The organism is Chryseobacterium vietnamense (assembly GCF_031454475.1).
Classification (GTDB): Bacteria; Bacteroidota; Bacteroidia; order Flavobacteriales; family Weeksellaceae; genus Chryseobacterium; species Chryseobacterium vietnamense.
Genome location: NZ_JAVDQX010000003.1, coordinates 236383 through 253573 on the forward strand (window position 1 = coordinate 236383; position 17191 = coordinate 253573).

Genomic DNA, 17191 nt, shown 5'->3' on the forward strand with positions numbered 1-17191 from the left:
ATTGACCTGATTTTAAGACAAAAGGTATTAATTTAACTTTTTAACTTATTATTTTGGCATTGATTTTATAGAAATATCTTGTTATTGGGAGATTCAACTTTATTGAAAAGGTTCTTTTAAAGCTTAATTTACCTTTTAAAGAAATTATATTAATATTTTTGCATTGAAAATTATTTAGAGTAATGAAGAAGTTTTTATTAATTCTTTCCTGTTTTATAGGAATATATGCAAGTGCACAAGAAGAATTGAAAAAAGATTCCGTAGTAGTAGATACCATAAAATACTGGTCGGTTTTAGGAAAAAATACATTAATGATCAATCAGGCTACCTTTTCAAACTGGGTAGGAGGTGGAGCCAATAACGTGGGATGGCTTGCCGGTATCAATTATAATATTACGTATGAAAAAGACAAAGACCTTTGGGAAAATATCATCATTCTTGGATATGGACAAAATGATACAAAAGGCCAGGGAATAAGAAAAACACAAGACGTTATCAATGTTTCTACCAATTATGGGCGAAAATTCTCAAAAAGCTGGTATTTCTCTATGGGAGCAGGATTTCAATCACAGTTTGCTGCAGGATATGAAGATGGAAATAATCCTGAAGCAAAAAAAATATCCAATTTTATGGCACCAGGCTACCTGAACGTCGGGATGGGGATCACGTACAGACCCAATGATGATCTTACGGTAACGTTACGTCCTACCAACGCCAGATGGACATTTGTATTGGATAAAGACCTTCAGACAGCGGGAAGTTATGGTTTGAAAAATGATGGTGATACTTCTTTATTACAATTCGGTTTTCTGGGAACAGCAATATATAAATTGAAAATAATGGAAGATATTTATTTAACCAATACTGCTTCTGTCTTCTCTAATTATCTTGATCGTCCGGACAGGCTGGTTCTAGCTTATGGAGCTTTACTGAACTTAAAAGTAAATAAATATATTTCATCCAATGTAACCTTGGATTTGCTCTACGATCATAACCAGATAGAAAAAACGCAGCTGAAACAAACGCTTGGAATCGGATTCGCCTATACGCTGGCAAATGGAGTAAAACGTTCTGATCGTAAGGACAGCCAGTGGTGGATCAAAAAGTAGTTTAGAATACTTATATTATAATTAAAACACTTCAGAAATGAGGTGTTTTTTCTGTTTTAAAAATACTGTAATTTTAAGTTGACTTAAGTTTGATGAGCAATATTTTTGTTTTTAAATAATTGATTTTCAAATATTTAATCGGTTGTTTTTTATTATGTTAAATTCATTTTAAAGTGAATTTTATGATGGCATAAATTATTATTTATACATTTGTAATAAATCAACATTATGAAAAAACTTTTATTGATCAGTTCTATCTCTTTTGGGGCTGTAACATTCGCTCAGGAGGCTAAGACAGAGGCTCCGGCATCCGACACTGTTAAAGCATGGTCTATTCAGGGACAAAATACATTAATGCTTAACCAGGCTGCCTTTTCAAACTGGGTAGGTGGAGGAGCCAATAACGTAGGATGGCTTGCCGGTGTTAATTACAACCTGACTTATGAAAAAGGGAAAGATCTTTGGGAAAATATTATTATTCTGGGTTACGGACAAAACAATACGCAGGGAACTGGAGTAAGAAAAACACAGGATGTTATTAATCTTTCTACAAACTACGGTAGAGAATTTGCCAAGCATTGGTATTTATCTGCAGGTGCAGGTCTCCAGACTCAGTTTGCTCCGGGTTATGAAGATGGAAATAATCCTGATGCTAAAAAGATTTCCAATTTTATGGCTCCCGGATACCTGAGTGTTGGAGCAGGGGTTACTTACCGTCCCAATGACAATCTTACAGTGACTTTACGCCCAGCGAATGCCAGATGGACATTTGTTTTAGATGAAGATCTTCAGAAAGCAGGAACTTACGGTCTTAAAAACGATGGTGATTCTTCTCTTTTCCAATTCGGTTTTCTGGGAACGGCAATGTACAAGCTGAAGATAATGGAAAATATTACCTTGCTGAACACGGCTTCTGTATTCTCAAATTACCTTGATCATCCGGAGAGGCTTGTTCTTGGATACAGCGGAGTTTTAAGCATGAAAATCAATAAATATATTTCTACAAATGTTACCCTGGATCTTTTGTATGACCACAATCAGATCTGGAAAACCCAGTTGAAACAGACATTAGGTGTAGGTCTGGCTTACAATTTTGATAATGGTAAGAAGCGTTCAGAAAATAAAGATAACCAAAGCTGGTTAAAAAAATAAGATAGAAACATAGTATCTGACACAATAAAAAAGCACTTCAAAATGAAGTGCTTTTGTTTATCAATATATATAAGTCTTAGAATTCTATATCAACTCCTAATTTCTCAGCCAGTAGCTTTGAGATTTTTTCCTTTAAAGGTTCTATATCAATGTTTTGCATTGCATCATTCGCGAAAGCATATAAAAGTAATGCCTGAGCTTCTTTTTTAGAAATTCCTCTTGCTCTAAGGTAGAATAAAGCATCTTCATTCAATTGTCCTACGGTACATCCGTGTGAACATTTTACATCATCAGCAAAGATCTCTAACTGAGGTTTTGTATCAATACTTGCCCCTTCACTTAGCAATACGTTGTTGTTTTGCTGATAAGCGTTTGTTTTCTGAGCAATTTTGTCAACAAAGACTTTTCCGTTGAAAACTCCATGGGCATTCCCATCAAAAATTCCTTTGTAGTTCTGATAACTTTCACAGTTCGGGAAGTTGTGGTGAACTGCCGTATGGTGGTCTACCAACTGATCTTTTCCGATAATAGTGATTCCGTTCATGAATGAATTGATATTAGATCCATTATGAATAAAATCAAGGTTATTTCTTACCAGTTTACCTCCGAAAGAGAATGTATTTACAGTGGTTAAGCTGTCTTTCTCCTGTCTTGCGAAGGTATTATCAATAAGATAGGTGGTATTGTTATCGTTCTGAAGTTTATGCCAGTCTGCTTTTGCATTAGGATAGGTAAAGATTTCCGTTACAGAGTTGGTCAGTACATAAGTGCTGTCAAAATTGTGATGGCTTTCAATCACCTCTACCTTGGCTCCTTCTTCTACGATCAAAAGGTTTCTTGTATTATAAAAGGTGTTTTCTTCCTGATTCTGAGAAATATAAAAAACGTGGATTGGTTTTTCAATCACTACATTTTTAGGAACTTTAAGGAAGAAACCGTATTTGCAGTAAGCAAGGTTCAGATTAGTAAAAGCCTGCTCTTTGGAAGCAATGGTATTGAAATACTTTTCAAAAACCTCCTTATGCTTCTCATCATTCAATGCATAATTGAATGAAAGGAATTCTACATTCTCAATAGAAACTTTAGATAGCTCTTTGTGAAGCTTACCATTTACAAAAACAATCCAATCAAAATTTTCTTCTCCAAGGTGCAGTTCATCAAACTGCTCTTTAGTGATGTTGTGGCTCTCTTTCGGGAAGAAGTTGTAGCTTTTTTCCGTGATTTCCTTTAGATTGGTATATTTATATTCTTCGTCTTTTTTTGTTGGAAAACCAAGATCGGCAAATCTTTGAAGAGCTGCTTTTCTGCTGTCATCCAGAAATCGGTGACGAAGACTCTCCAAAAATTCATTATGGTTCTCTATAATTTGTTCTTTTAATGCCATTACTGGTATATCTGTGGTTTGCACCATTTTTTCTTTTTTTATTAACTAAAATATTGTTATTCCGAGGAATAGGAAAACCAATTTTTAATAGTAGAGATTCTTTTCTGCCACATTGTATGAATGATTACAAGAAAGAATAATCTCTGAAATAATATATATTCTTCTTAGTTAAGAAGCCAGTCGTAACCTTTTTCTTCAAGTTCTAATGCTAAAGACTTGTCACCTGTTTTGATGATTTTTCCATCTGCTAAAACATGAACGAAATCAGGCTGAATATAGTTTAGCAATCTTTGATAATGCGTAATCAAAAGAACTGCATTCCCTTCATTTTTAAAATGATTTACTCCATCTGCTACGATTCTTAAAGCATCGATATCCAACCCTGAATCAGTTTCATCAAGAATAGCCAGTTTAGGATTAAGCATCATCATCTGGAAGATCTCATTTCTTTTCTTTTCACCTCCGGAGAATCCCTCGTTCAATGATCTTGAAAGGAAATCTTTTTTGATTCCCAATTTTTCAGATTTCTCACGGATTAATGCAAGCATTTCTTTTGCCGGCATTTCCTCCAGTCCGTTTGCTTTTCTGGTCTCATTCAAAGCAGCTTTGATAAAGTTCGTTACAGAAACTCCCGGAATTTCCACCGGGTACTGGAAAGAAAGGAAAATTCCTTTGTGAGCTCTATCTTCAGGAGCATCTTCACTGATGTCTTCTCCCTGGAAAAGAATCTCTCCACCAGTCACTTCGTAATCTTCTTTTCCTGCAATTACAGAGGAAAGAGTAGATTTACCAGCTCCGTTCGGACCCATAATAGCATGAACTTCGCCTGGCTTTATTTCAAGATTAATCCCTTTTAATATTTCTGCGCCATCTTCAATTTTGGCGTGAAGGTTTTTAATTTCTAACATTTTATTTGCTTAAACAAATTATTTTTGAATTCTATATACTAAACTTTCAGGTTGACCAGGAACATCATCAAGAGTCCCGATTCTGATCATACCTGCCTTTTCCAAAACTTTAACAGAAGCTATATTGGTAGGACGAACGATTGCAAATATTTCTTCATTGTTCTCCTTAAAGCCAAAATCTATAGCTTTCTTTGTGAATTCTGTGGCATATCCCTTCCCCCATGCCTGGGAAGCAAAACGATAGCCTAAATTCAATTTTTCTTTGTCTCCGTAGAGTTTGTAGCTCAGTCCTCCGAAACCTATTATATTTTCCGGATCATCCTTTTCAACAATCACCCAGCCTCCAAAACTATATTTTTCCCAATGATCAAGCATTTTTGCAAATGTGCTTTCTGCTTTTTCAAAACTCATTGGTCCGCCTGGATTGTGAATATTGGTCTGAGGATCATGATTAATTTCAAAGAAACTTCCAAAGTCTTCTTTTGTAGGTTTTCTTAAAATTAATCTTTCTGTAGCTATCATATTTTTCTATCCTACTGAACCTTCCAATGAAATTTCAAGTAGTTTTTGTGCTTCAATGGCAAATTCCATCGGAAGCTTATTCAAAACTTCTTTACTGAAACCGTTCACAATCAGAGCAATTGCTCTTTCTGTATCAATACCTCTCTGGTTACAGTAGAAGATCTGATCTTCACCAATTTTTGAAGTCGTAGCCTCGTGCTCCAATTGTGCCGTAGGATCTTTGATTTCAATGTAAGGGAAAGTATGAGCCCCACACTCATTACCCATCAGTAAAGAGTCACATTGCGAGAAGTTTCTGGCTCCTTTTGCAGAAGGCATTACTTTCACCTGTCCTCTGTATGAGTTCTGGGATTTTCCAGCAGAGATTCCTTTGGAAATGATCGTAGATTTGGTGTTTTTACCAATGTGGATCATTTTTGTTCCTGTATCTGCATACTGGTGGTTGTTGGTTACTGCGATAGAGTAGAATTCTCCGATAGAATTGTCTCCTTTAAGGATACAAGAAGGATATTTCCATGTTACTGCTGAACCTGTTTCTACCTGTGTCCATGAGATTTTTGCATTTCTTTCGCAAAGTCCTCTCTTCGTTACAAAGTTGAATACACCTCCTTTACCTTCTTCATTACCAGGATACCAGTTCTGTACCGTTGAATATTTGATCTCAGCATTATCTAAAGCAATAAGCTCTACAACAGCTGCGTGAAGCTGGTTTTCATCTCTTGACGGTGCTGTACATCCTTCAAGATAAGAAACATAACTTCCTTCATCAGCGACAAGCAGCGTTCTTTCAAACTGTCCTGTTCCTGCCTGGTTGATACGGAAATAAGTGGAAAGTTCCATTGGGCATTTTACCCCTTTTGGAATATAACAGAAACTTCCGTCAGAAAATACTGCGGAATTCAATGCTGCGTAAAAATTATCTCCTCGTGGAACTACTTTTCCAAGATATTTTCTTACTAAATCAGGGTGGTTTTTAATAGCCTCAGAGATTGAACAGAAAATAATTCCTTTTTCTGCCAACGTATCCTGGAAAGTAGTTTTCACAGAAACTGAGTCCATTACGATGTCTACGGCAACTCCGGAAAGTCTTTTTTGTTCTTCGATATTAATCCCTAGCTTTGCGAATGTCTTCAACAACTCAGGATCTACTTCATCAAGACTCGCCAGTTCAGGCTTTACTTTAGGTGCTGCGTAGTAACGGATTGCTTGAAAATCCGGTTTTTCATATTTGATATTGGCCCATTCAGGCTCTACCATTTTCTGCCAGATTTTGAAAGATTCCAATCGCCATTCAGTCATCCATTCCGGTTCTTCTTTTTTAGCAGAGATGGCACGGATGATGTCCTCATTTAAACCAATCGGGAAATCTTCGTAATCGATTTTCGTTTCCCAACCGAATTCATATTTTTTATTTTCTAGATCGACTCTTAAATCGTCTTCTGTATATTTACTCATTATAATTTTTTAGATTTCAGATGGTAGATTTCAGAATTCAGAGTTGGCCTCTGAGGTCTGAAATCTAGGATCTAATGTCTTTTTTCTAAAGACTAAATGATTCCCCGCATCCACATGTTCTGGATGCATTCGGGTTGTTAAAAACAAACCCTTTTCCGTTCAATCCTCCTGAATACTCAAGAGTTGTTCCTGCTAAATAAAGGATGGATTTTTTATCTATAATAATTTTAATGTTATTATCTTCAAAAATCTGATCTGTGTCTGTTTTTTGGTTATCAAACTTTAAAACATACTCTAAACCAGAGCATCCGCCGCTTTTCACCCCTACTCTTATATAATCTTCAGCAGGGTTAAAACCATCTTCCGTCATCAACTGGATGGCTTTCTCCTTTGCATAGTCTGATACTTTTATCATTGTATTTATTTAGAATGATTTAATGATGCAAAAATACGAACTAATTTCCGCAATCTCAAATCGAAGATATCTATTTTAATGATTCTGATATTAATAGCAATTTCTTAAAGGATAAATTATGTTAAAAAATGATAAATTTAGCCTTTCAATGTGAAGATTTCATTACTGATTTAACCTTGAATCTTATTTTCGATCTATAAAGAAAATTGGTAATGAAACAAAAAGCAGTAGTTTTTTTGTCTTGTTTTTCACCGTTGTATGGAAAACCCTGTATTGCAAAGTCCATCTGTAGAAAGACCTTCCTTTACGGATGCAATCCAAAATCCAATTGAATTAAAATAAATAAAAATATAAATGAAAAAATTAGGGATTATCGCATTAGCACTCTTCATACAGAATGTTGCTGCACAGACAAACAGGTTTGTGTATCAGGTAACTATGAAACCTGATGCAGAAAATAAAACAGATATCAAGACGGAAAATGCCTATCTGGATATTTCTCCGGAAAAATCAGTGTTTTATTCTGAAAACAGAATCAAAAGAGATTCCATTATGCAAAAAGCATTTCAGAGCGGAGGCGGAAGGGTAAGCATCAACAGAGATCAGATGGAAGGATTAAGAACGAATATCAGCTATTCCATTGAAAAAGATAAAACAAACCAAAAGACCTATTTTAAAGACAGAATTGGCCGTGATATGTATTCGTATGAAGAAGACAGACCCCTGAACTGGAAAATAGAGTCAGAAACGAGAAAAATAGGCGAGTATAAAGTTCAGAAAGCTGAAACTGATTTTGGTGGAAGGAAATGGACCGCATGGTTTACCACTGATCTACCTTATCAGGACGGACCTTATAAGTTCGGTGGACTTCCGGGACTGATTGTAAAAGTGGAAGATGATAAAGGAGATTATTCTTTTGATTTAATGAAGAATTATAAAATTGCTGAATTTCCGGCTTTGAATCAGTTTGGAAATACTTTAAAAGTGAAAAGAACAGATTATGTAAAGCAGCAGCAAAAGTTTAAAACCGACCCAATGTCATTCATGAGTCAAAGCGGCGGACAAGGTGGCTTTTCGACTACCTTAAGAATAGGCGGAGGCGGAAGAGGTCCCGGCGGTGGAGGAAACCAGAATCCTGCTGATATGAGAAAGAGAATGGAAGAAAGGGTAAAAGAAGAAGCCAAGAAAAATTCTAATCCCATCGAATTGCAATAAAAAATGCGGTCTCACACTGAGACCGCATTTTGTTTTTATAATCAATGAATCTGATAAAATTATTTCAATAATTGATTGAAAGTATCTCCCTGTCTGATATCTCCGGTGTTGTACCCTTTCATAAACCATTCTTTACGCTGTGCAGATGATCCATGGGTAAAGCTTTCCTGATTTACATATCCCTGTGCTCTTTTCTGGATATTATCATCGCCCACTGCTTCTGCTGCATCTATGGCAGATTCAATGTCTCCGGGTTCCAGAATATGTTTGCTGTCATTGGTTCTTTTTGCCCAGACTCCGGCATAGAAATCAGCCTGTAACTCTGTAGCAACGGATACTCTGTTCATCTGTTCTTCGGAATATCTTCCGCTCCTTCTTAAGGCATCTACTTTCTGAGTAGTCCCTAAAAGAGTCTGAACATGATGCCCAACTTCATGCGCAAGGACATAAGCTACCGTAAATTCTGTTACTTTAGCCCCGAATTTTTGCTGAAGTTCATTGAAGAAACTCATATCCATATAAACTTTCTGATCTGCCGGGCAATAAAAAGGTCCCATAGCAGATTGGGCAGTACCACATGCTGAAGAAGTTGTATTTTCGAAAAGAACTACCTCAGGGGCACTGTAAGTCATTCCATTTTCTTTAAAAATCTGATCCCAGGTAAGAATATTCCATTTGGCCATCATATCGACCATTTCTCCAACCTGTTTTTCACCAGCGGTAAGCTCTCTTTGTTCTCCGGAATTTCCTGAAGGCTGCATGCCCCCGGAATTCAGAATGCCGGATGGATCACCTCCCAAAAAGAATACGATGGCTGCTATAATTAAGGTTCCGAGTCCTCCACCTACAATCATACCGCCACTTCCGCCTCCTGAACCACGGCGGTCATCAACGTTTCCGCCTCTGTCGTCTGTCCATTTCATACTAATAAATTTATGGGTTAATTTAAATATTTTACGCCAAACTATAAGCGAAAATATCTAGATATTTATCTGTTGAGTTGTTTCGTTTTTAGCCAGTAAGAAGTAGACTGATAAGCTGATACAGCATCGTCTACCAGTTTCTGATCTGGATTTTTTAATAATTTCTCGTCGTAATACAGCTTAAACTCCGGTTTCAGATCGCTTTTTTCCAATTCTAAAGAATATTGTTTTACCTTTTTTACCGGCGAAATAATGGTCAAACGCTCCCCTTTGATAAATCCAAGATCCTGATAGGTTGCTACATAAGCTTTAGGCTGGAATTCGGGTTTGAATACATCCTGGCCCAGGAATTTAGACTGATAGCTGAAGTTTAATAACCCCAAAACGGTTGGCATTATATCGATCTGAGACATCAGCGCATTGAATTTCTGAGGCTGAATAAATCCTTCAGAAAATACCATGGCAGGAATCCTGTATTTATCCATCGGAAGTTCTGTTTTTCCAGCACTGGAAGCACAGTGGTCTGCAATGATCACAAAAACAGTATTTTTATACCAGTCTTGTTTCCTGGCCATATCGAAGAACAATTTAAGCGAGTAATCCGTATATTTTACACCACCTTCACGGGATTTTGCGGTGCCCGGAATATCAATTCTTCCGTCAGGATAGGTAAAAGGTCTGTGGTTGGAAACGGTCATCCAATGATTGAAAAACGGCTTCCCTGACTTGGCTTCAGCATTCATCACCTGAATAGCTTTTCTGGCCATATCTTCGTCAGCAACTCCCCAAACATTGGCAAAAGTAATTTCTTCTGGCTTAAAGTTATTTCTGTCTACGATTCCATAGCCGTTTCCTCCGAAGAAGTCCTGCATATTATCGAAATAGCTGTATCCACCGTATAAAAATTTGACATCATATCCTTTCGACTTAAATACACTTCCCGTTGTGAACTTATTTTTATTGTCATCTCTCTTGATGACACTTTCTCCTGCTGTAGGAGGAATGCATAATGTTAAAGCTTCCAATCCGCGTACAGTTCTGTTTCCGGTTGCATAAAGATTGGTAAACATCAGCGATTTATCAGCAAGACTATCCAGGAAAGGAGTGATTTTTTGGGTATTGCCATAATGTTCCATGAAATCTGCAGAAAGACTTTCAATGGAGATCAATACCACGTTTTTCTTTACTTCAGGCTGCTCTGCAACAACTGCTCTTGATAAACTATGTTGCGGATATTGGCTTAAGAAATTCTTCTCGGCCTGCTGCTGGTTAATCTGTGAATAAAACTGGAAATAATCCAGCTCATTATGGGTAAACGCCCAATAGAATTTAGGCAGTCCGTTAGCTTCAATTTCGTCTGCAAAAACATTGTCAGATCTGATTTGCATCAAAGAAGGTATGGCCAGTGCACTAAGCGCACAAAGTACCATAAAGCTGCCCAACAGTACCATTTTTTGTTTGAAATCAGGAAGTTCCAGAAGCTCATCCTTTGTTTTCTTATAAATAAACCATGTGATGGCAAGGGTAACGATCATGATGGCGGAAAATAGCGGTACAACCGGATAACTTTCCATGATATTCCCAATTACCTCATTGGTATAAATAAGATAATCTACTGCAATAAAATTATAACGAACTCCAAATTCATTATAGAAGAAGTATTCGCTTACTCCATTGAAAATAATCAGAAGAACGTATAATAGTAATGTAATGAAATATAGTGTATTGCGGATCTTAATCCTTTGTGTGGGAAGGAACAGCATTAATCCGAAGAAAAACGTCTTTATTCCTACGAAAACAAGTGCGATCTCCATGATAGAACCTCCATACTGCTTGAAAATATTGTTTGGAATAAGCCAGATATAAAGGAAGAACAGAACTAACGCTCCCAAAATACTATAACCGTAGGGCTTTTTATATTTTGAATTGGAAAGAAAGAGGAAGTAAAGAGCGAGAATGGAGCTGGCCAATATAAAAACAAAAATGTCATTTACCAGACCAATCAACAAAACTTTTACAACTTCGAAAAATCCAAAACTGGCGGTAGTAATAGGATGAAAAAAGAATACTGTTCTTATTATCAACGAAATAATAAGATAGAAAATTCCTAAGTACAGGAAAGGTTTTATTTTTTTTAAAAACATGTATTGACTGTCTTTATTAATTTTCACAAAGATAGTTTTTGTAGAGAACTTTTGATGGAAAAAAAGAAAAACATCCCTTTTATTAATAAGATTTATGAATTATTTATATAGTAATAAAAAAAGGACTATTAAAAATAGCCCCATTATAGTGTTAAAGTGAATTAGAAGTTAAGAGTGTCCGAAACCAATATTCCCTTTTTTATCAGATAATTTCTTTTTGAAATCAATCATTCTAAGCGCTGTAACGGCTGCTTCCACCCCTTTATTTCCAAGATCGCCACCGCTTCTTGCAATAGATTGTTCTTTGGTGTCATCTGTTAATACACAAAAGATTGTAGGAGTATCAGTCATGATGTTACAGTCTTTAATTCCCTGTGCTACTGCAGAGCATACATAGTCAAAGTGAGGTGTTTCGCCACGGATTACACATCCGATGGAGATTACTGCGTCGTATTTTCTCTCTTTGCAAAGCTGCATGCTTGCATAGTTCAGTTCAAAAGCTCCGGGTACAGGAAAAAGTTTAATGTTTTCAGGTTTTACCCCTTCTTTTTCAAGAATTTCCAAAGCTGCATCACGAAGATTGTAGGTTACAAAATCATTCCACTCAGAAAAAACAATGCCGATAGAAAAATCTTCGGCATTAGTTATATGAAGTGGCTTGTAATCGGAAAGATTAACTGTTGCCATTTTTTAATAATATTTAGTCATTTCGATATAAGAATCAGACATTCCGTTGTCGTAGTCCTGATATTTCTCGTCAATTGCAGAGAAGTATTTTTTAGCTTCTGTATTTTTCTTTAATCCTAAAGCAACAATACCTGCTTTTCTTGTAAAATAATACGTTGTATAAGGATCGTCAGATGCTGTAGCTGCCTGGTCTAACAAAGATAATGCCTCATCGTTTTTGTTAAGACCTGATTTTGCATCAGCCATAGCCCCATACTTCATTGCCATTAATGTTTTGTTTTTGGAAGAGAATTTATCCAAAAGATCATACGCTTCCTGGAATTTTCCTTCTTTGAATTTTAATAAACCGGCATTGTAAGCAGAAAGTTTACCAATTTCAGTAGAAGAATATTCATTAGCTGTACCTATAAAACCAGGATTAGCAGCAGACTTTCCACCCAAAGCGTCTTTATCTTTACCTTCAGCGAGGTTTTTCTGAGCAGCAAGGAAACTTTTCACAGCTTCAGTGTTCTTTGGAGCAATTACAAATTGCTTGTAAGCAAAGAATCCTAAAACTCCCAAAATCAATACTCCAAATACAAACCCTAGTGGCTTTGAATATTTTTCAACAAATCTTTCAGTGTTTAATGCTTCTCTGTCAAGGTCTTTAAAGAACTCAACCGTTTCTTTACCTTCTTGCTCATTCTGAGCACTCTTTCCCAATTTTGCCATAAGTTTTTAAAAATTGAAATGCAAATTTAATTGTTTCTGAGAGATTTACAAAATACTTTGTGAGTATTATTGATGAAATTTTGTGAATTGTTAATCGTGAATGATGAATTTATTAAAAAAAAGATGCTTCGACTCCGCTCAGCATGACACTTCTAATACTTTCTGTTTTAATCTCACAGTAAATTATTAGCCATTGTCATGCTGAGCGGAGTCGAAGCATTTATCTTGTTAGAGTCAATCTTAATAACTTAAAATATGATAAATTTCTGCACCGAATTTTTTCAGTTTTTCATCACCTTTCAAGCCTTGTAAGCCGATAAGAAAACTAAACTGTGAAACAATAGCTCCTTGCTTTTCTACCAATTTTGCTGCTGCTTCAGTAGTTCCCCCCGTTGCTAAGAGATCATCATGGATTAAAACTCTTTGTCCTGGTTTTATCTGACCTTCGCGGGTTTCAATAATAGCACTTCCATATTCCAGATCATACTTTTCCGAAATGATTGGCGGCGGAAGTTTTCCTGCTTTTCTGATTAAGATGAATGGAACTTCCAGTGCTACAGCAATTGCGATCCCAAAAAGGTAACCGCGGCTTTCAATTCCGCAGACTGCATCTATTTTTCCTTTACTGAACGCTACGAGGTCTGCAATGACGTCTTCGTAAAGTTTTGGGTCTAAAAAGATGGGTGAAATATCCTTAAACTGTATTCCCGGAATCGGAAAATCAGGGATGTTTTCAATTGTTTCTTCTAATTTCTTGATCAGTTCTGCTGAAGCCATTTATTAATTGATTTTATAGCTGGAAATTTTCCAGTCTCCGTTTACATTTTTAAGCCCGAAAGTTACTTTTAAAGAAGTAGTCTTCCCGCTTTTATCCGTCACATCATAAGTGGCGTTTACACTCGCACTGTTGGCAGAGGTACCGTTAGTTGTAATATTTTTTACACTTACATTTTTTACAGATCCAAAACCTGAAGTAGGATTTGAGAAAGATTCATAGCTTCCCCAACTTGGATTGCTGGCAGTTTCGTATGCAGCTTTTAAGTTTTGAGAACTTACACTGTTCAGGAACTTACTTACTGTATTTTTAGGATCTGCGGTAGGTTGCTTTGGAGCAGCCGGTGTTGCAGGAGTAGCTGTGGCAGGATCCGTAGTTGTTCCGGTAGCAGCTGTTGGATTATTTGGATCAACCACTGCGCTTGGTTGTTCTGTTACCGCTGTAGAATCAGTTTTTGGGATGGCAGGCACTTTCAGAGCTGCTGCATTGACGTCAAGACCGATTTTAGACATTTTGAAAGTCTTAGCCGTTGTTTTTACAGAAACCGTGATGTCAATTTTATTATCTACCACTTTTGAAGCAGGAATAGATGAGAACTTTAAGTTGAATCCTTTAAAGTTATTATCCTGCATCAGGTTTTTAGCTGTAGACAATCTCACACCGTTACTGAAGACTTCAAGAGTTGCTTCAAGGCCAGCTCCTGTGAAAGATACAGGGTTTCCGGCAGCATCTACAAGTCTTGGAACAATCTGAATTGCTGTAGGCGCTCCGGTTCCGTCATCTCCTGTAGGTCTTGTTATAAGGCTTAATGATCCTGCTTTTACATCGTTAGGATCGCTTTCTTTAGCTTTATCATCCCCGAAGATATTCATTTCTCCCAGTGATGGCGGGGCAGTACTTGCCCATTCTATTCCGTTTTTCTGAGCCACTTCGTCAGCCAGTGACATGATTTCAGGAACTTTCTTCCCGTTAATCAGTTTTCCAAGTGCTTTTAGCTCATTGATATCACCATCTGCCTCTACTCCGAATGTTTTAAGGATATAAAGAGCCTCATTAAACTTAATCTGTTTAATGGTAGGTAAACTGGAAGTCATATCATTGATACTTGACTGCAGTGTTTTAGTATTCGTAGCATCTACATGATCTTTCTTACATGCTGTAAAAAGCAACAGACTGAAAACAAGTAGAAAAGAAAACTTTTTCATTTTTATTTGGTTTGTTGCAAATTTAATAAAACCTTTATTAATACTGGATTTTATTTTCACTTTATGTTTTATGGCTTGTTTTATTTCTTGATCCCGGTAGCCATAATCCTATATTTTTACTTTTTATTGGGTTGTTCTTTTAAGTCTCCCTTGAAAAAATTACTGAAGATTGTCTGCATATTAGGGAAGGAAGAATCCTGCCAGTAAGAAGTTTTGTAATTACTGTTTTCTTTATCAAATTTTACTTTTTCAATATCATTGTCGTTATTGAAGCTAAGTTCCGTAGGATAGAAATTGGTGTAGACTGCAATCTGATTATATTCAGGTTCACTTTTATGTTTAAGCTTAACAAAAACGAGTTCATTATATTCCTGGAAATCTTTCAGTGTTTTTTCAGACCCCTTTTCAAATGACATGTTCAGAATGGTTCTGATATCATAAAATCTATATCCGAAAAATGAAAATTCTTTTTCCTGAAGTGCTCCACCTGTCACCTCAATCTGATCGTTACGGTCACCCTTCAATTCTCTGATGATATTTCTTTTTGTTTTATATTCCTCAGGATTTCCTACATTTTTAAGTTTTGGAATCTGTAAAGAATTTCCATAATCCCATGATGAAGTTTCTTTCTTCTCGTTTTTAGATTCTGTCAGTCTGAAAACTCTGTATTGCTCCACGTTGGTGCTTTTCAGTTTTTTTGTTTTATTGTCAAAAATGTAGGTTACAATTCCATCAGCATAGCTATTAAGCTTATTGTTTACCGTTACATAAGCATTAAAGTTTCCTTTGATAAAAATATACCTGGCAGGTTTGTTATTTTTGATGACCACGGTTTCAATCTCTTTTACCTGATCATTGATTTTTATAACGGATTGATCAAAGTCGGAATAAGATAAAGTGGCAACCGGAAAATTGTTATAGACAAGCTGAAATTTTTCCTGGGCAGGCGAGAGGGATTGTTTGTCAATCTTACCTTCAATATCAGAATACGCTACAATAGTTCCGTCTTTCCCAAACACTGAAACTCTGGGAAGGGGAGTATTACTTTTTTCAGAAACGAAAGTGATGGTCTGTGCAGAAATAAAACTATATAAAAAAAGGAAGAACGCGAAAAGGAAAAATTTGGTTTTCATAGTAAGATTTTTTTAGTTGTTGATCCCATCAATGGCGATGAGTTACCTGATATGCATAAAAAAAGACTGATCGTTTTAACAATCAGTCTTTTATAATTTTATTTTGTTACAAGTCCTTAGAAAGGATACTCATAAATTTCAGATTCGTGTAAGAATGGGTTTCCTGTAGGAATCAACTTCAGTTTAGATAAAGCTGAAAGTACAGTAAACATAAATAATCCAGCTACGAATAGGATTGCTCCAAGGATTAACAGGAATACTTCAGGCGTGTTCCAGTATGGTCCTACTGTTCCCGGCATTACCATGTTGAAGTAATCCAGGATGTGTCCTAAAATCACCACTACTGCCATTGTAGTAACTACTTTGTAGTTTCTCTTGATGCTGCTGCTTACTAATACCAATAGTGGTAATAAGAAGTTGATGATCAACATCGGTAAGAAAGTAGGAGAGTAGTGTTGGAATCTACCAAAGAAGTAGTTTACCTCTTCCGGAACGTTGGCATACCAGTAAAGCATGAACTGAGCGAACCATGTATATGTCCAAAGCATACTTGTAGCGAAAAGGAATACTCCTAAATCGTGTAAGTGGTTGTCATTGAACTGTGGTAAGAAACCATTTTTCTTAAGGTAAACACTTAATAAAATGATTACAGCAATACCACTTGAAAGGCAGCTAACCATTGAATACCAGATATACATTGTAGAATACCAGTGAGGGTCAATAGACATCAACCAGTCCCAAGCCCAAGCTGCAGAAGCAAATCCGAAGAATGCGATATATCCTACTGCCCATCTGTAAAGCATTTGATACTCTACTTTAGACTTCGTTTCGTCTACTTTCTTAGACTGAGCTTTTAATTTCCAAGCGAAGAAAGAAGCACCAATCACATAGATTAAAGTTCTTACTGCGTAGAAAGGAATATTTAAGAATTTTTTCTTTTCGAATAAGATCACATCAAAATGCGGAGAATCCGGGTTTGTCAATTCAGGGTCCATCCAGTGGAATAAATGACCATTATGAGTGATGTTTAAGATCATCAGGATTACCAGGATTGCACCACCATAAGGGATATAAGAAGCAATAGCTTCCATTACTCTTGTAATGATGATTGGCCATCCTGCGTGTGCAGCGTGCTGAATAGAATAGAAGAATAATACGCAGCAGCTTACTCCAAAGAAAAATACAGCTACAAAATGTATTGCTGCTAAAGGCTGGTTGTGTACCTGCAATGTAGCGTGCTCAAGGTGAGCCGCGTGATCCTGAGGTCCAACCATTTCACTTGAGTGTGTAGGAGCAGTATGACCTGAAGCATGAACAGCTTCCATCATTTGTTCTATTTTCTCAGTAGAAATTCCTTTGTTCAAAAAGAAACCAATACCGAAAAGAACTAAACCTACAACAAGAAGTATTATAGAAGTTGATTTTAATTTTGGTGAAAAACTATACATTTCTT

At 36.5% G+C, this 17191-nt stretch carries 16 protein-coding genes; 3 read left to right on the plus strand and 13 right to left on the minus strand.

Annotated elements, in window-relative coordinates; all coding sequences use genetic code 11:
- Positions 1–182: 182 nt before the first annotated feature.
- Positions 183–1109, plus strand: coding sequence for a DUF3078 domain-containing protein (locus J2786_RS15170; RefSeq protein WP_047426891.1), 927 nt, complete (start codon positions 183–185; stop codon positions 1107–1109).
- Between the two features lie 228 nt (positions 1110–1337).
- On the plus strand, positions 1338–2261 hold the full coding sequence (locus J2786_RS15175; protein WP_047426894.1) for a DUF3078 domain-containing protein: 924 nt from the start codon (positions 1338–1340) through the stop codon (positions 2259–2261).
- Positions 2262–2337: 76 nt separating this feature from the next.
- On the opposite strand, the gene sufD is transcribed toward J2786_RS15175, so the two are convergent.
- The 5 genes from sufD to J2786_RS15200 all read right to left on the minus strand — a co-directional run bounded on the left by sufD (position 2338) and on the right by J2786_RS15200 (position 6945).
- Positions 2338–3645, minus strand: a complete 1308-nt coding sequence (gene sufD, locus J2786_RS15180) for a Fe-S cluster assembly protein SufD (RefSeq protein WP_047427858.1) — start codon at positions 3643–3645, stop codon at positions 2338–2340.
- Positions 3646–3809: 164 nt separating this feature from the next.
- On the minus strand, positions 3810–4553 hold the full coding sequence (gene sufC, locus J2786_RS15185) for a Fe-S cluster assembly ATPase SufC (protein WP_047376159.1): 744 nt from the start codon (positions 4551–4553) through the stop codon (positions 3810–3812).
- 18 nt (positions 4554–4571) lie between these two features.
- Complete coding sequence (locus tag J2786_RS15190; protein WP_047426896.1) at positions 4572–5075, minus strand: GNAT family N-acetyltransferase; 504 nt, start codon at positions 5073–5075, stop codon at positions 4572–4574.
- 6 nt (positions 5076–5081) lie between these two features.
- Positions 5082–6530: a Fe-S cluster assembly protein SufB gene (gene sufB, locus J2786_RS15195; protein ID WP_034691827.1), complete on the minus strand. Its 1449-nt coding sequence runs from the start codon at positions 6528–6530 to the stop codon at positions 5082–5084.
- Positions 6531–6615: 85 nt separating this feature from the next.
- Complete coding sequence (locus tag J2786_RS15200; protein WP_027372006.1) at positions 6616–6945, minus strand: HesB/IscA family protein; 330 nt, start codon at positions 6943–6945, stop codon at positions 6616–6618.
- 354 nt (positions 6946–7299) lie between these two features.
- Here J2786_RS15200 and J2786_RS15205 point away from each other — a divergent pair, with 354 nt between their 5' ends.
- Positions 7300–8160, plus strand: a complete 861-nt coding sequence (locus J2786_RS15205) for a GLPGLI family protein (protein WP_047426899.1) — start codon at positions 7300–7302, stop codon at positions 8158–8160.
- 59 nt (positions 8161–8219) lie between these two features.
- On the opposite strand, the gene ypfJ is transcribed toward J2786_RS15205, so the two are convergent.
- From ypfJ to J2786_RS15245, 8 genes are all read right to left on the minus strand, one after another.
- Entirely contained in the window at positions 8220–9083 is an 864-nt protein-coding gene (ypfJ, locus tag J2786_RS15210) for a KPN_02809 family neutral zinc metallopeptidase (RefSeq protein WP_047426902.1), read from the minus strand.
- 65 nt (positions 9084–9148) lie between these two features.
- Positions 9149–11227: an LTA synthase family protein gene (locus J2786_RS15215; RefSeq protein WP_047426906.1), complete on the minus strand. Its 2079-nt coding sequence runs from the start codon at positions 11225–11227 to the stop codon at positions 9149–9151.
- A gap of 168 nt (positions 11228–11395) precedes the next feature.
- A complete protein-coding gene (ribH, locus tag J2786_RS15220; RefSeq protein WP_034734563.1) occupies positions 11396–11914 on the minus strand; it encodes a 6,7-dimethyl-8-ribityllumazine synthase in 519 nt (172 codons plus the stop codon).
- A 3-nt stretch (positions 11915–11917) separates the two neighbouring features.
- Positions 11918–12625: a YfgM family protein gene (locus J2786_RS15225; protein ID WP_047426909.1), complete on the minus strand. Its 708-nt coding sequence runs from the start codon at positions 12623–12625 to the stop codon at positions 11918–11920.
- 240 nt (positions 12626–12865) lie between these two features.
- On the minus strand, positions 12866–13402 hold the full coding sequence (locus tag J2786_RS15230) for an adenine phosphoribosyltransferase (protein WP_047426913.1): 537 nt from the start codon (positions 13400–13402) through the stop codon (positions 12866–12868).
- A gap of 3 nt (positions 13403–13405) precedes the next feature.
- Entirely contained in the window at positions 13406–14605 is a 1200-nt protein-coding gene (locus J2786_RS15235; protein WP_142018303.1) for a hypothetical protein, read from the minus strand.
- A 116-nt stretch (positions 14606–14721) separates the two neighbouring features.
- Positions 14722–15738: a hypothetical protein gene (locus J2786_RS15240; RefSeq protein ID WP_047426918.1), complete on the minus strand. Its 1017-nt coding sequence runs from the start codon at positions 15736–15738 to the stop codon at positions 14722–14724.
- 116 nt (positions 15739–15854) lie between these two features.
- Complete coding sequence (locus tag J2786_RS15245) at positions 15855–17186, minus strand: hypothetical protein (protein ID WP_034691800.1); 1332 nt, start codon at positions 17184–17186, stop codon at positions 15855–15857.
- Positions 17187–17191: the final 5 nt, after the last annotated feature.

Coding starts and splice junctions, on each gene's coding strand:
- sufB (WP_034691827.1), bottom strand. CDS start 6,530: ATGAGTAAATATACAGAAGACGATTTAAGAGTCGATCTAGAAAATAAA.
- J2786_RS15240 (WP_047426918.1), bottom strand. CDS start 15,738: ATGAAAACCAAATTTTTCCTTTTCGCGTTCTTCCTTTTTTTATATAGT.
- J2786_RS15200 (WP_027372006.1), bottom strand. CDS start 6,945: ATGATAAAAGTATCAGACTATGCAAAGGAGAAAGCCATCCAGTTGATG.
- sufD (WP_047427858.1), bottom strand. CDS start 3,645: ATGGCATTAAAAGAACAAATTATAGAGAACCATAATGAATTTTTGGAG.
- sufC (WP_047376159.1), bottom strand. CDS start 4,553: ATGTTAGAAATTAAAAACCTTCACGCCAAAATTGAAGATGGCGCAGAA.
- ypfJ (WP_047426902.1), bottom strand. CDS start 9,083: ATGAAATGGACAGACGACAGAGGCGGAAACGTTGATGACCGCCGTGGT.
- ribH (WP_034734563.1), bottom strand. CDS start 11,914: ATGGCAACAGTTAATCTTTCCGATTACAAGCCACTTCATATAACTAAT.
- J2786_RS15230 (WP_047426913.1), bottom strand. CDS start 13,402: ATGGCTTCAGCAGAACTGATCAAGAAATTAGAAGAAACAATTGAAAAC.
- J2786_RS15170 (WP_047426891.1), top strand. CDS start 183: ATGAAGAAGTTTTTATTAATTCTTTCCTGTTTTATAGGAATATATGCA.
- J2786_RS15225 (WP_047426909.1), bottom strand. CDS start 12,625: ATGGCAAAATTGGGAAAGAGTGCTCAGAATGAGCAAGAAGGTAAAGAA.
- J2786_RS15205 (WP_047426899.1), top strand. CDS start 7,300: ATGAAAAAATTAGGGATTATCGCATTAGCACTCTTCATACAGAATGTT.
- J2786_RS15215 (WP_047426906.1), bottom strand. CDS start 11,227: ATGTTTTTAAAAAAAATAAAACCTTTCCTGTACTTAGGAATTTTCTAT.
- J2786_RS15245 (WP_034691800.1), bottom strand. CDS start 17,186: ATGTATAGTTTTTCACCAAAATTAAAATCAACTTCTATAATACTTCTT.
- J2786_RS15175 (WP_047426894.1), top strand. CDS start 1,338: ATGAAAAAACTTTTATTGATCAGTTCTATCTCTTTTGGGGCTGTAACA.
- J2786_RS15235 (WP_142018303.1), bottom strand. CDS start 14,605: ATGAAAAAGTTTTCTTTTCTACTTGTTTTCAGTCTGTTGCTTTTTACA.
- J2786_RS15190 (WP_047426896.1), bottom strand. CDS start 5,075: ATGATAGCTACAGAAAGATTAATTTTAAGAAAACCTACAAAAGAAGAC.